This is a genomic window from Solihabitans fulvus, from assembly GCF_008386585.1.
Classification (GTDB): domain Bacteria; phylum Actinomycetota; class Actinomycetes; order Mycobacteriales; family Pseudonocardiaceae; genus Solihabitans; species Solihabitans fulvus.
This window is the reverse complement of record NZ_VUOB01000045.1, coordinates 80,531-95,990: the sequence shown is the minus strand read 5'-3', so window position 1 is coordinate 95,990 and position 15,460 is coordinate 80,531. Positions and strand designations below refer to the sequence as shown.

General features: G+C 73.1%; 3 protein-coding genes (1 of these 3 only partly in view). All 3 read right to left on the bottom strand.

The features are described 5' to 3' along the window. Tightly spaced (each overlapping or abutting the next), the 3 genes in view from F0L68_RS25045 to F0L68_RS25035 form a layout consistent with a single transcriptional unit that may run on beyond the window. A protein-coding gene (locus tag F0L68_RS25045; protein ID WP_149852245.1) for a non-ribosomal peptide synthetase crosses the window boundary here: on the bottom strand, positions 1 to 8,547 show its 5' portion. 13,047 nt of this gene lie to the left of the window's left edge; only the first 8,547 of its 21,594 coding nucleotides appear in the window; it begins with the start codon at positions 8,545 to 8,547; its stop codon lies beyond the left edge, outside the window. Beyond that, positions 8,544 to 10,844 carry a non-ribosomal peptide synthetase gene (locus F0L68_RS25040; RefSeq protein WP_149852244.1) on the bottom strand — a complete coding sequence of 767 codons (2,301 nt, stop codon included), beginning with the start codon at positions 10,842 to 10,844 and terminating at the stop codon, positions 8,544 to 8,546. The genes F0L68_RS25045 and F0L68_RS25040 overlap by 4 nt, the downstream gene beginning before the upstream one ends. Then, on the bottom strand, positions 10,841 to 15,460 hold the full coding sequence (locus F0L68_RS25035; RefSeq protein ID WP_188316811.1) for a non-ribosomal peptide synthetase: 4,620 nt from the start codon (positions 15,458 to 15,460) through the stop codon (positions 10,841 to 10,843). The genes F0L68_RS25040 and F0L68_RS25035 overlap by 4 nt, the downstream gene beginning before the upstream one ends.

Here is a 15,460-nt window from a genome sequence, read left to right as displayed (position 1 = left end):
GCTCAGGATCGTGACCCGGTTGGCGACGAGCAGGTCGAGGAACTCCTCGGGCGACCGGGTGACTTCGGCGGGCACCACGACGAGCCGGCCGCCATGCAGCAGGGCGCCCCACATCTCCCAGACGGAGACGTCGAAGGCGTAGGAGTGGAACAGCGACCACACGTCGTCGACGCCGAACCCGTACTGGTGCGCGGTGCTGGTGAACAGCCTGGCGACGTTGCCGTGCGTCAGGGACACGCCCTTGGGGCGTCCGGTGGAGCCCGAGGTGTAGATGACGTAGATCAGGTTGTCCGGGTGGCTTGCGGACGCGGGGTTCGCGGTCGGCTTCGCGGCGACAGTGTCCCGATCGCGGTCGAGGACAACGACGTCGCCCCGGTAGGAGTCGGTGAATCGGCCGGCCAGGTCGGACCTCGTGACCAGGATGGGTGCGGCCGCGTCGGCGAGGACGTAGTTGAGGCGGTCGGCCGGGTTCGCCGGATCCAGCGGCAGGTAGGCCGCGCCGGACTTCAACACGCCGAGCAGGGTCGGCATGAGATCGGCCCCGCGTTCCAGGCAGACGCCGACCAGGGTGTCGGGCCCCGCGCCGAGGGCGCGCAGGTGGTGCGCCAGCTGGTTGGCGCGGTCGTTCAGCTCCGCGTAGGTCAGCTCGGCGCCGTCGAAGACCACCGCGACCGCGTCGGGTGTCTCGGCGACCTGGTCCTCGAAGAGCCGATGGACACACAACTCCAGCGGCTGCTTTGCGACTGGATTCCAGTCGGCGAGCAGCTTCGCGCGCTCGGCGGGCGGCAGGTAGGTGCCGGTGGCGTCGCCGTCGGGATCGGCGGCCATGGCCCGCAACACCTGTCCGTACATGGCGGCAAGGCGTTCGGCGTTGCGGTGGCTGATCACGTCGGTGGAGCTGATCAGGTTGAGGTGCCCGCCGGCGGCGGAGACGTGCAGCGCGAACTCGGTCGCGCCGTCCACCAGCGTCGCGGCGACGTCCACCAGCGCGGTGTCCACGTGGTGGAAGTCGATGTAGTCGAACATGACCGACAGCAGCCGGTCGGTGGCGCCCGTGTCGCGCTGGATCGCCGGCAGCGGATACCTGCGGTGGGCCCAGAGCTCGGTCTCCACCGCGAACGCCTGCTCGACGAGCTGACGCCAGGTGCGCGCGGTGCGGGACACCGGGAACGGCAGCGTGTTGAGGTGCATGCCGAGCACGCGTTCGCCGCCGGGCACGTCGAGGCGGCCGTGGCAGACCAGCCCGGTGTGGAAGGCCGTCTCGCCGGTCAGGCCGCCCATGACCGTGAGGTGTGCGGCGAGCAGCACGCTCTTCAGCGACACCCTGGCCCGGCCGGCCAGCGCGCGCAGGCCGTCCTCGACGTCGGCGAGGGGGACCTGGACGCGGTACCGCTCGGCCGCGCCGTCCTCGCCCCAGCCGGTCGGCAGGGCGAGCGGCGCGTGGTGGTTCGTGATGTTCCGCCAGAACGCCTTGTCTCCTTCGTCGGCGAGCGAGGTCAGCTCGGCGGCGACGAAGTCGGCGTAGCGCACGGCAGGAGCGTCGTAGGGCGGGAGGTCGCGGCCGTCGCGGAGGTGGTGGTACGCGTCGAGCAGCTCCATCAGCATGGAGTGGTAGCTCCAGCCCTCGGTGATGGCGTGGCTCTGCGTGAAGGTCAGCCGCCACGCCTCGTCCGATTCGAGGTGCACGGCCACCCGCAGCAGCGGGCCGGCGGCGAGGTCGAACAGGGCGGCGCGCTCGCGGTCGGCGAAGTCGAGACCGGCGCGCTCCTGCTGCCGCTCGGTCTGGCCGCGAAGATCGTGCACGGCGATCGGGACGGACAGGGACGCGTGCACCAGTTGCAGCAGCTGGGCGTACCCGTCCAGGTGCATCGACGTGCGCAGGATGTCGTGCCGCGCGGTGACGATGTCCACGGCCCGGCGCAGCGCCGGCAACGAGAACGGCACCCGGTCGGGGATCCGGAACGAGTTGAGGTTGTGGTAGCTGCGCCGGTCCGCGCCGGTGAGCGTTTCGACCAGCATGCCGGTCTGGATCTGCGAGAGCGGATAGGCGTCCACGACGTCCTCGGGCAGCGCGGCCCGGTCCGCCGCGCCGATCAGCGCGAACGGCTCGACCGCTTGGAACGGCGCGAGCGCCTCGCCCTGCTCGGCCGCGACCGAGGCGAGGCCCGCGATGGTGCGGTGTTCGAAGATGTCGCGGATGCCGAGGTCGTAGCCGGCCTCGCGGAGCGCGCCGGCGAGTCGGACGGCGCGGATGGAGTCGCCGCCAAGGTCGAAGAAGTTGTCCTCGACGCTGACCTGCGCGAGGCCGAGCACCTCGGCCCAGACGGCGGCGAGGCGTTCCTCGGTCGGGTTGCGCGGGTCGACGTGCTGCGCCGCCGCGAACGCCGACCGGTCGGGCGCTGGCAGGGCGCGGTGGTCGGTCTTTCCGTTGGGGGTCAACGGAATGCGGTCGATCGACACGAATGCGGCCGGGATCATGTAGTCCGGCAGCGTGGCCGCGAGGGCGTCCCGCAGCACCGCCGCGTCCGGCAGGATGCCTTCGGCGGCAACGAGATACGCCACGAGGGTCTTCTGGCCGGTGTGGTCCTGGCGCGCGGTGACGACCGAGTCCCGGATGTCGGGGTGCGCGATGAGTGTGGCCTGGATCTCGCCGAGTTCGACGCGGTAGCCGCGGATCTTGACCTGGTTGTCGATGCGGCCAAGGAAGTCCAGCGAGCCGTCGGGCTGGTACGCGCCGAGGTCGCCGCTGCGGTAGAGCCGCGAACCGGCCGGCCCATAGGGGTTGGGTACGAACTTGTCTGCGGTGAGGTCGGGTCGGCCGAGGTAGCCGCGGGTGAGTCCGGTGCCGCCGATGTGGATCTCGCCAGGCACGCCGAGCGGAACCAGCTGAAGGTTCTGGTCCAGCACGTACATCGTCGTGTTGGGAATCGGCGCGCCGAGCGGGGTCAGTTCGGTGTCGGGCAACCGGATGAAGGGCTGGCCGGAGTTGCCGATGGTGATCTCGGTCGGGCCGTACTCGGTGGCGACGGCGGTGCCGCTCGGCCCGGCGAGCTTCGTCCAGCGTTCGACGAGCGCGGTGGGGAAGGTGTCGCCGGCGGCGATGACCAACCCGGCGAGCGCGGTGGCCTGTGCCGGGTTGAGCTGGTGGGTGAGCAGGTCGAGGTGTCCTGGCGTGAGCTTGATGAAGCTGTAGGGGCCGGATTCGGCGAGTGCGATGCCGAGGTCGGCGGTGTCGAGGTCCTGCGGCAGCAGGTGAACCGGCTGCCCGGTGATCAGCGGCGTGAAGAGGTTGGGGATGCCGAGGTCGAAGGCGATGGAGGAGAACAGTGGCGCGCCACCCGTGCCGTGTGCGGCGTAGGCATCGACTGTCCACTGTAGATAGTTGGCGAGACCCCGGTGGTGGGCCTGGACGCCCTTGGGCGTGCCGGTGGAACCGGACGTATAGATCACGTACGCCAGGGTGTCCAGGTCGCCGACGGGCGCGGGGTTCGTCTTCGGGCGCGCGGAGATCGCCGCGCGCTCCCGGTCGAGGACGATCAGCTCGCCGCCGTGCAGGCCGGCCAACAGGGGAGCGTGGTCGGCGGAGGTGAGGACCACCGCCGCGCGCGTGTCGGCGAGTTGGTAGCCGAGGCGTTCGGCCGGCACGGAGGGGTCCAGCGGCAGGTAGGCGGCACCGGACTTGAGGATGCCCAGCAGCGTGGGGACGAGGTCGGGTCCGCGATCCAGGCAGACGCCGACCAGCGCGTCCTGGCCGAGGCCGAGCGCCAGCAGGTGGTGCGCGAGCTGGTTCGCACGCTCGTTGAGTTCGGCGTAGCTGAGTTGGCCGTCCGCGCAGGAGACCGCGAGCGCGTCGGGCGTCGCTGCCGCCTGCGCCTCGAACAGTTGGTGCACCGGCAGGTCGGCTGTAGGCCCCTCGGTGTCGTTCCACTCGGTGAGCAGCCTGCTGCGCTCGCCGTCGGGCAGGTGGGCGGCGGTCGCGTCGCCGTCCGGGTCGGCGGCCATGGCGGTGAGCACCCGCCGGTAGATCGCGGCGAGGCGTTCGGTGTTGTGCCGGTTCAGGATGCCGGTGTCGGCGGTGAGGTGCAGGTGGCCGTCGGCGGCGACCACGTTGAGGGCGAACTCGTTGACCGCGCCGCCTGCGCCCGCCCGCACGTCCACGAGTTCGGCGTCGACCTGGTGGAAGTCGAGGTAGTCGAACACCACGGTGATCAGCCGGTCGGTGCCGCCGGCCGCGCGCTGGATGGCCGGCAGCGGATGCCTGCGGTGGCCCCAGATCTCGATCTCCTCGGCGAAGGTCTGCTCGACCAGCTGCCGCCAGGTCCGTGCGGCGCGCGACACCGGGAACGGCACGGTGTTCAGGTGCATGCCGAGCACGCGGTCCGAGCCGGTCGCCTCCAGTCGGCCGTGGCAGACCAGCCCGGTGTGGAAGGCGGCCTCGGCGGTGAGCGTGCCGAGCACCCTGAGGTGCGCGGCGAATAGCACGCTCTTCAACGACGTCCTCGCCTTGGCGGCGAGGTTCCGCAGCCCTTCCTCGAGGTCGGCGAACGGGACCTGGACGCGGCAGTGCCCCGGCTCGTCCCGGTCGCCCCAACCGGCGGGCAGCACGAAGGGCGCGTGCTCGTCGGTGATCCGCTGCCAGAACTGGCGGTCGCCGTCGTCGTCGAGGGACGCGAGTTCGGCGGCGACGAAGTCGGCGTAGCGCACCGAGGGCGTCTGGTAAGGCGGGAGGTCGCGGTCGTCGCGGAGGTGTTGGTAGGCCTCGACAATCTCCATCAGCAGGGAGTTGAGGCTCCAGCCCTCGGTGATGGCGTGGCTCTGCGTGAACGTGAGCCGCCAGGCGTCGTCCGACTCCAGGTGCACGGTCATCCGCAGCAGCGGAGCGGCGGTCAGCTCGAACCGCCCGGCCCGCTCGCCGGCCACGAACTCGCGGCGCGCCTCGTCCTGCGCCGCCGGGTCCGCGCCGCGCAGGTCGTGCAGCGCAAGCGGAAGCTCGGCGGTCGCGTGCACGAGTTGCAGCGGCTGGGAGTATCCGGCCAGGTGCATCGACGTGCGCAGGATGTCGTGCCGCGCGGCGACCACTGCCGCGGCGGCCCGCAGCGTGGCTAGCGAGAACGGTCGCGGGTCAGGGATGCGGAAGGAGTTGAGGTTGACGTAGGCGTTTCGGTCCGTCCCGGTCAGCATCTCCACGAGCATGCCGGTCTGGATCTGCGACAGTGGGTAGGCGTCGACGACGTCGGCCGGCAGCGCGGCCCGGTCCTCCTCGCCGATCAGCGCGAACGGCGCGACGGCGTGGAACGGCGCAACGTTACTGTCCAGTGTGGACAATCGGGTGCAGAGTTCCGCGATGGTGCGGTGCTCGAAGATGTCGCGGATGGTGACGTCGTGGCCCGCCTCGCGCAGCTCGGCGGCCAGTCGCACCGCGCGGATGGAGTCGCCGCCCAGTTCGAAGAAGTTGTCCTCGACACCCACCTCGGCCACGTCGAGGACGGCCGACCAGACGGCGGCGACCCGCTCCTCCAGCGGGTTGCGTGGGGCGACGCGCCCGGCCGCCGCGAACGCGGACCGGTCCGGCGCGGGCAGCGCGCGGTGGTCGAGCTTGCCGTTGGGGGACAGCGGAAGCGCGTCGATCCGGACGAGCGCGGCCGGCAGCATGTACTCCGGAAGGCGGAGCTTGAGCGCGTCGCGCAGCGCCGTCGGATCGGCCCGGCCGGTGAGGTAGCCGACGATGCGCTGGTCGTCGCCGTCCGTGCGGACCACGACGGCGACCTCGCCCGCGTCGGGCTGCTCGCGCAGGGCCGCCTCGATCTCGCCGAGTTCGATGCGCAGGCCGCGCAGCTTCACCTGGCTGTCGACGCGGCCGAGGAAGTCCAGGGTGCCGTCGGGCCGCCACCTGGCCAGGTCCCCGGTCGCGTAGAGGCGTCCCGGCCGGAACGGGTCGGGCACGAACCGCTCGGCGGTCAGCTCTGGCCGGTTCAGGTAGCCGCGCGCGACGCCGACGCCGCCGATGAACAGCTGGCCCGGCAGGCCGACGGGCACCGGCTCCAGCGCCGCGTCCAACACCAGCAGGTGGATGTTGTCGATGGGCGCGCCGATGGGCACGCGCGCCAGCCCGTCGAGCGCGTCGGGGGTGCACTGCCACGCGGTGACGTCGACGGCGGCCTCGGTCGGGCCGTACAGGTTGTGCAGCTCCGCCGGCAGCGTCGCAAGGCAGCGGGTGGCGAGATCGACGGGCAGCGCCTCGCCGCTGCACAGGACGCGGCGCAGCGAGGTGCAGCCCCGCACGCCCGGCTCGGCGAGGAACAGCCCGAGCATGGACGACACGAAGTGCACGGTGGTGACGCCCTCGGCGGTGACGAGGTCGCGCAGGTAGGCCGGATCGCGGTGCCCGCCGGGCGCGGCCAACACCAGCCGCGCGCCGACCGTCAGCGGCCAGAAGAACTCCCAGACGGAGACGTCGAAGCTCGCCGCGGTCTTTTGGAGCACCACGTCGTCCTCGGCGAGGCGGTACGCGTTCTGCATCCAGTGCAGGCGGTTCACGATGCCCCGGTGCGTGTTGACCACGCCCTTGGGCCGCCCGGTCGAGCCGGAGGTGTAGATGACGTACGCGGCGTGCTCCGGGCCCGTTTCCCGCTGCGGGTCGGTGTCCGGCTGGTCCGACCACTCGGCCGGGTCGTCCAGCAGCAGCGACCGCGCGCCGGTCGCGGGCACCCGGTCGAGCAGATGCCGCTGGGTGAGTAGCACGGGGGCGTTCGCGTCGCCGAGCATCATGGCGAGGCGCTCGGCCGGGTACTCGGGGTCGAGCGGCAGGTACGCGGCGCCGGCCTTGACCACGCCGTGCACCGCGACGGCCAGCTCGTGCGAGCGTTCCGCGCAGACCGCGACGACCGTTTCCGCGCCGACGCCGAGTTCGCGCAGCCGGTGCGCGATCTGGTTGGCGCGCCTGTTGAACTCGGCGTAGCTGAGGGTCACGTCGCCGAAGGTGACCGCGGGCGCGTCCGGCGCGGCGGCGACCCGGGCCTCCACGAGGTCGGCGAGCGTGCTGGTGCTGGGGTACTCGGCCGCCGTGTCGTTGAAGCCGGTGAGGACGCTGGCCCGCTCCTGTTCGGTCAGCATGGGCAGCGCCGCGAGCGCGCGCGCAGGCTGGTCGAGGGCCGCGCCGAGCAGCGTGCGGTAGTGCTCGGCCATCCGCCGCGCGGTGGCCGGCCGGAACAGGCCGGTGGCGTAGGTGAGTTGCGCGGTGAGCGAGCCGTCCGCCGACTCGTGCAGTTCGAGCGTGAGGTCGAACTTGGCGATCCGGTGCCCGGTAAGGGATTCCACCGCGAGGCCGGGCATGTCGACGGCGGTGGCCCGGTCCTCGTGCAGGACGAAGTCGACCTGGAACAGCGGCGTGCGGGACATGTCCCGTTCCGGCTGGAGCTCGTCGACCAGCGCGGCGAACGGCACGGCCTGGTGGTCGAACGCCTCGAGCAGCGTGCCCCGCGTGCCGTCGAGCAGGTCGCCGAACGAGGGCGCGCCGTCCCACCGGCCCCGGACGACGAGCGTGTTGATCCCGTAGCCGAGCACCTGCTGGAGTTCCGGCCGCCCACGGCCGGACACGGTGACGCCGATCGGGATGTCGGTGCTGGCGCTGTAGCGGGACAGCAGGACCTGGAAGGCGGTCAGCAGCACCGTGAACAGCGTGGTGTCGTGCTGCCGGCCCAGTTCCCGCGCGCGGTCGGCGAGCGCGGCCGGGATGGCGAACTCGACGGCGTCGGCCGCCGAGCTGCGGATCGCGGGACGCGGCCGGTCGGTTGGCAGCTCCAACGGGGTGAGGCCGGCGAGCTGCCGCCGCCAGTAGTCGAGCTGCCCCTCGAGCGCCTGGCCGGTCAGGGTTTCGCGCTGCCACGCGGCGAAGTCGGCGTACTGGAGGGACAACGGCGCGAGCGGCGACGGCGTGCCCTCGGTGAACGAGCGGTACAGCGCGCTGAGCTCGTTCGCGAACAGCCGGATCGACCAGGCGTCGCAGGCGATGTGGTGGAAGGACACGGCGATGGCGTGCTCGTCCTCGGCCAGCGTCAGCAGCAGCGCCCGGACCGGCCACTCGGCCGCCAGGTCGAACGGCCGCGCCACCTCGCGCTCGACCAGCTCCCGAGCCTCGCGGTCCCTGGCGGCCGGCTCGGCCCGGTCGGTCAGGTCGAGGACCGGGAGGTCCACCGGCCGTGGCGCGTCGATCACCTGCGTCGGCTCGCTGCCGGTCAGCTCGTACCTGGTGCGTAGGATCTCGTGCCGGTCGACCAGGTGTTGCCAGCTGTCGCGCAGCGCGGCGACGTCGAGCGCGCCGCGCAGCCGCAGCACCAGCGGCACGACGTACTCGGCGCTGTCGGGCTCCATCCGGTTGAGGAACCACATCTGCTGCTGCCCGAAGGACAACGGCAGCGGCCGGTCCCGGTCCGCGCGCCCGATCGACGAGCGGCGGCCACCGCGTCCGCCGGCCAACCGGCGGCGCAGCAGCTCCTCACGCAGCGCCGCGGCGTCCTGCTTCGCGGACCGCATGTCGTCGATGCTCATGCCCTTGGCTCCTTCACCGGTTCGGCCTGGCGGGTTCGTGCTGGTGCGGCGGCCGGCTTCCGTCGCCGGCCGGCGACGTCGGGCGCGGGCAGTGCGCCGCGATCGACCTTTCCGCTGGTGTTCAAGGGAATTCGGTCGATGGCGACGAACGTCGCGGGGATCATGTAGTCGGGCAGGACGGCGCCGAGGCGGGCGCGCAGCGCAGCCACGTCGACCCGTCCGTTCGGCACGAGGTACGCGACGAGCCGCTTGTTGCCCGGCGTCGGTTCGCGGAGCACCACGACGGCGTCGCGAACCAGGGGATGGGCGGTGAGCGCGGCCTCGATCTCGCCGAGTTCGATGCGGTAGCCCCGAATCTTGACCTGGGTGTCCACCCTGCCGATGAACCGCAGCGTGCCGTCGGGCAGCCGGCAGGCGAGGTCGCCGGTGCGGTAGAGGCGGGCGCCGGCCGGGCCGTGCGGGTCGGGCACGAAGCGGTCGGCGGTCAGGTCGGGGCGGTGGAGGTAGCCGCGCGCCAGGCCGTCGCCGCCGATGTGCAGCTCGCCGGCCACGCCGAGCGGCGCGGGGTGGCCCGCCGCGTCGAGCACGTGCAGCCGCGTGTTCGCCAGCGGCGAGCCGAGGGACACCGGGGCGGTCTCGGCCGGGACTTCCCAGGCGGAGGACCAGATCGTGGTCTCGGTGGGGCCGTAGACGTTGACCAGGCGGCGCACGCGGCCGCGCAGCTCGGCGGCCAGCTGGCCGGGCAGCTCCTCGCCGCCGGCCAGCGCGACGCAGCCCGGTCGGTCGAAGCCGGCGGCGAGCAGCAGCCGCCAACCCGACGGGGTCGCCTGGACGTGGCTGACCTCGTGCGCGCCGATCAGGTCGAGCAGCGCGGCGGGATCGCGCACCTCCTCGTCGGTGGCCACGACGAGGTGGCCGCCGGTGCTCAGCGGCAGGAACATCTCCAGCGCCGAGATGTCGAAGGACACCGAGGTCGCGGCGAGCCACGTGCCGGTGTGCTCCCGGAAGGACCGCAGCAGGTTGGTCAGCGCAGCGTGCCCGACCATGACGCCCTTCGGCGCGCCGGTGGAGCCCGAGGTGAAGATCACGTAGGCCAACCGCGCCGGGTCGGTCGATGGCGGGCGTGTCCCGTGGATCTCTTCCGTCGCGAGTGGGGATCCAGGCGTTCTCTCGCAAGGCGCGTCCGCGTCGCCATCCCGGTGTTGGATGGGGGCGTGGGCGCAACGCCGCGAGAGGACGCCTGGGCCCCGCGCAGCAGGAAATGGATCCGCGGGACACGCCCTGGGCGGGGTCGTCGGCTCGTCCGCGAGCGCCGCGCGGTCCTCGTCGAGGACGAGCAGCTTTCCTTGGTACGCCTTGGGAGTCAGGGCGGCGTGGGTCACCAGGATCGGCACGCGGTGGTCGGCGAGGATCCGCGCGAGGCGACCGGCCGGAACGCTCGGGTCCAGCGGCAGGTACGCGGCTCCGGAGCGGAGAATGCCGAGCAGGGCCGGGATCAGGTCGGGTCCGCGCCGCAACCGGCAGGCGACCAGGGTGTCGGGCCCGGCACCGAGGGCTCGCAGACGGTGCGCGATCCGGTTGGCCCGGCGGTCCAGCTCTCGGTAAGTCAGGCGCTCGCCGCCCGAGGTGACCGCGATCGCGTCGGGAGTCGCCGCGGCGTGCCCCTCGATCAGATCGGGCACGGTCGCGGTCGGCCAGGCCGTCGGCGGGGTGTCGCCCATGGCCAGGATCCCGGCGCGCTCGGCCGCCGGCAGGCAGCTGATCGTCGCGTCGCCGTGCGGATCGGCGGCCATGGCGGCGAGCACGGTCCGGTACATCGCGGCGAGCCGGTCGGCGTGGTCGCGGCCGAGCCGGTCGGTCGCGGTGGTCAGCTCCAGCCGCCCGTCCCCGGCCAACACGGACAGGGCGAAGCCCGCGCGGTCACCGTCGTGGGCGTCCGGGTTGTCCAGGTACCGCACGGCATGCGGGGCGACGGGCAGCGGTCGCGCGTCGGCCCGCTCGGCCAGGGTCCGCGCGACGAGCTGCCGCCAGGTCCGCGCGCCGCGCGTGTGCGTGAGCGCCCCGCCGGATACCCAGGTCAGGAAGGCGGGCTCGACGGTGAGCGCGCCGAGCACCGCGAGGTGCGCGGCGAGCAGCACCGTCCGCAACGGCGCGCCGGCCTCGGCGGCGAGGGCGGCCAGGCCGTCCGCGAGGTCCCCGTGCGGCACGTCGACGCGGTGCTCGCGCGCGGGTCCGGCGAGGTCGGCCCAGCTGTCCGGCACGGCGAGCGGCGATACCTGGCTGTCGGCGGCGCTCATGCCTCGGATTCCGTCGCCAGCAGCAGTTCCGCGTCGGACAGCGCCTCGATCTCGGCCCTGATGTGCTCCTCGACGGCCTGCGCCAGCCCGCTGATCGTCGGTCGTTCGAACACCGCGCGGATGGCCAGGTCGATGTCGAACTCGTCCTGGAGCTTCGAGACCATCCGGATCGCCAGGATCGAGTGCCCGCCCAGCTCGAAGAAGCTGTCCTCGACCCCGATCCCGTCCACCCCGAGGAGTTCGCCCCAGATCTCGGCGATCCGCTGCTCGGTCGGGGTGCTCGGCGGCCGGTGCTCCGCGGTCGACAGGTCGACGCTCGGCAACGCCCGGTGGTCGAGTTTTCCGTTGGCCGTCAACGGAATCGCCTCGATCGACTGGACCGCGGCCGGAACCATGTAGTCGGGCAGCACGGCGCCGAGCCGGTCGCGCAGCACACCGGCGTCCACGGTTTGCCCCGCTGCCGGCACCACGTAGGCGACCAGCGACTTCGCGTTCTCGTTGTCCTCGCGCAGGATTACCACCGCGTCGCGGACCTCGGGCTCCGCGCCGAGCCTTGCCTCGATCTCGCCGAGCTCGATCCGGTAGCCGCGCAGCTTCACCTGGTTGTCGATGCGGCCCAGGAACTCGATGGCGCCGTCGGACCGGCGCCGCGCCAGATCGCCGGTGCGGTAGAGCCGCGAACCCGCCGTTCCGTACGGGTCCGGCACGAACCGCTCGGCGGTCAGCGCGGGCCGGTCAAGGTAGCCGCGCGCCACGCCGTCGCCGCCGAGGTGCAGCTCGCCAGCGACCCCGAGGGCGGCCGGCCGGCCCGCGTCATCGAGCACGTGGGCCGTGGTGTTGGGCAGCGGCAGGCCGAGCGGCACGGTCGCGGCGTGCGGCCCGGCGACGGGATGGGTGGTCGAGCCGATGGACGCCTCGGTCGGGCCGTACTCGTTGACCAGGCGGCCGGGGCCGAGGACGTCCAGCCAGTGGTTCGCGGTCCTGGCCGGCAACGCCTCGCCGGCGACGAGGATCAGCCCGGCGAGACCGCTCGCCTGGTCGTCGGTGAGCTGGTGCGCGAGCAGGTCGAGGTGGCCGGGGGTGAGCTTGACGAAGCTGAACGGCCCCGCCTCGGCCAGCGCGCGGCCGAGATCGCCGAGGTCGAGGTCGTGCGGCAGCACGTGCACCGGCCGGCCGGTGATCAGCGGCGCGTACAGGTTGGTGGCCGGCAGGTCGAACGCGATCGAGGAGAACAGCGGCGCGCCGCCGTCCCCGGTCACCAGGGTTTCGGCGGCCCAGCGCAGGTGGTTGGCCAGCCCGCGCTGCGTCACCATGACGCCCTTGGGCGTCCCGGTGGAGCCCGAGGTGTAGATGACGTACGCCAGCCGGTCCCGGTCGCCGGTGCGGGCGGGCGGGGTGCCCGGCCGCGCGGCGATCGCGGCCGCGTCGCGGTCGAGCAGCACGACGCCGCCCTGGTAGCCCTCGACCTGGTCGGCGAGGGCCGACTCGGTGACGAGGACGGGCGCGCCGCTGTCGGCGAGCACGTGCCGCAGCCGCTCGGCCGGGTTGCCGGGATCGAGCGGAACGTAGGCCGCGCCTGCCTTCCACACGCCGAGCAGCGCGGGCACCAGGTCCAGTCCCCGGTTCAGGCAGACCCCGACCAGGGCGTCCGGCCCGGCCCCGGCCGCCACCAGCTGGTGGGCGATCCGGTTGGCCCGCTCGTCGAGGGCGCGGTAGGTGAGCCGCGACCCGCCGGCGACCACCGCGACCGCGTCCGGGTGGTCCGCAACCCCCGCCTCGAACAGGTCGAGCACCGAGGCCGACGGCCAGTCCCTGCCGGTGTCGTTCCACGCGGTCAGCAGCTCGGTCCGCTCGTCGGCGGACAGCAGGTCCACTGTGGACAGTTGGGCGGTCGGTTTCCCGGTGACGGCCTCGAGCAGCGCGAGGAAGTGGCTCGCGAGGCGCTCGACGGTGCCGCGCTCGAACAGCGCGGTCGCGTACTCGAACACGCCGGTCCAGGCCCCGTCGGCCTCGCGGCGCACGTACAGCGTCAGGTCCGTCTTGGCGACCTGCCTGGCGTGCAGGAAGGTCTCGCCGTCGACCCGGTCGGGCAGGCCGCCGCCGACCTCGTCGTCGTTGAAGTTGAACGCCACCTGGTACAGCGGGGTGCGCGACAGGTCGCGCTCCGGCCGCAGCTCCTCGACCAGGTGCTCGAAGGACACGTCCTGGTGCGCGAAGGCCGCAAGGCTCGTCTCGCGCACCCGGTCGAGCGCGTCGGCGAACGCGGGGTCGCCGTCGAGCCGGCAGCGCACCACCAGGGAGTTCAGGAAGAACCCGACGACGTGCTCCAGTTCCGGTCGGCTCCGGCCGGCCACCGGGACACCGACGCCGAGGTCCCACTGCCCGCTGTGCCGGCCCAACAGCGCGCCGAACGCGGTCAGCAGCGTCATGAACGGGGTGGCCTGGTGCTGCTGCCCGAGCGCGGTCACCGCCGAGGCGAGGGCGGCGGGGATGGTGAACGGCACCAGCTCGCCGCGCGGGTCGCGCTCCGGCGGGCGCGGGCGGTCGGTCGGCAGCTCCAGCTGCGGCAGGCCCGCCAGCTCCTGCCGCCAGAAGTCCAGCTCCTGCCCGAGCTTCTCCTTGCCGCGCCACTGTCGTTGCCAGGCCGCGTAGTCCGCGTACTGCACCGGTAGTGCGGGAAGTTCCGGCGCGCGACCGGCCAGCAGTCCGGCGCACAGCTGCCGGAACTCCCGCTCCAGCACCGTCGACGACCAGCCGTCGCAGGCGATGTGGTGGATGGTGACGAACAGCAGCTGCTCCGCGCCGGCCTCGCGCACCAACAACGCCCGCCACACCTGGCCCGACGCGAGGTCGAAGCCGGCCTCGAACTGCGCGCGGAACACCGCGTCGTCGGCGGGGCCGTCCAGCACGCGCAGCTCGGTGCGGCCCGGCGGGTCGACGAGCTGCCTCGGCTCGCCGCCTCGGCTGAGGTAGCGGGTGCGCAGCGACTCGTGCCGGGCCGCCAGCGCGTCCAGCACGAGCTGCACGACGTCGGTCGACAGGTCGGCGGGAAGCCGAAGGAACAGCGGCAGCACCCACTCCACGCTGCGCGGGTGCAGCTCGTCGAGGAACCACAGCCTGCGCTGCCCGAACGACAGCGGCAGCGCGTCCCCGCGCGGCGCGAGGCCGATCGGCGGCACCTCGTCGGCCCCGGCCGAGACCAGCGCGGCCTGCGCCCGGACGGTGACGGCGGTGTACAGGTCGGCGAGCAGGACCTGCCGGCCGGTGGCCGCGTGCAGGCGCTGGGTGAGCTGGGTCAGCAGCAGCGAATAGCCGCCGAGCTGGAAGAAGTCGTCGTCGAGGCCGACGTCGTCGACCTCGAGCAGCTCCGACCACACCTCGGCGACCGACAGCTCGGCCGGTGTTTCCGGTGCGACATAGGCAGGTCGCCCCGAGTCGAGCAGCAGTCCGGGCCCGGACAACAGGTCGAGGCCGGCGTCGGGATCGACAAGGCCGAGGTGTTCGAGCGTGCCGTCGTTGCGTTCCCGTACCAGGTCACCGGTGCGGTGTAGCCGCCAGCCGGGCTCGCCGTCGGCGTCGGGCACGAGCCGCTCGGCGGTCAGTTCGGGCGCGTCGGGATAACACGGCGCGACGCCGAGGCCGGCCACGTGCAGCTCGCCGGGCACGCCGGCGGGCACCCGCTCGCCGTACTCGTCGAGCAGCAGCACCCGCAGGTGGTCCAGCGGCCGGCCGAGCGGCAGCACATCCGACTCCTGCGCCGGGTCGAACGGCTGGGCCGTCACGGCCACCCCGCACTCGGCGAGCCCGTGCGCGTGCCAGAGCGCGGCCTTGTTGTGCCGCACCAACTCCCGGCACAGCTCGGCGTCCAGGGCAGCACCGGTGGACAGCACCAGCCGCACCGAGCCGCAGTCCGGCCAGTCGGCCTGGCCGACCAGGTCGCCGGCGAGTTCCCCGGTCACCGGCAGGACCGTGACACCGTGCTCGACAACGGCCCGCGCCTCCGCGCCCCCCGACGCCACGACGAGGGTGGCCCCGGCGACCAGCGCGGCGCCGAGATCCCTTGGCCGTGCCTGGTCCGCGTGCAGGACCCGGTCCTCGGCGGACAGCTCGTGCTGGCGCACCAGCCACCGCACGTCCTCGGCGAGCGCCGCGTGCCCCACCAACAGCGCGTCGCCGTCGGGACCGCCAGCCACGAACGCCGCGTCCGCGCCGGTGACCTCGACCTCGGCGGCGTCGTCCGCAAACGTCGGCACGGCCGCGATGTCCAGGCACACCAGGCGGATCCCGTCCGGCGCGGACACCCGCCCGGTGTGCGTCAGCAGCACTGAGACGCCGGAATCGGGGGCCGGCCGGTCCCGGTCGACCGGCACCACGGCCGCGCCCGCCCGCCAGATCGCCAGCACCGACCGCACCAGGTCGGCGCCGGGCGGCAGGCACACGCCGACCCGGCCGCCGAGCCCGACCCCGAGCGCGCGCAGGAACCGGCTAAGCCCGCCTGCCTGCTCCGCCAGTTCTCCATAGGTGACCTGGAGGCTTCCGTCCACGACGGCCACCGCGTCCGGGAACTGCGCCGCACGGTGCGCGAAGAGTTGATGCAGAAGCGAATGCCGGGTCAC

Excerpts from the sequence above, each read along its gene's own strand:
- F0L68_RS25040 (WP_149852244.1), bottom strand. The coding sequence starts at position 10,844 with ATGAGCGCCGCCGACAGCCAGGTATCGCCGCTCGCCGTGCCGGACAGC.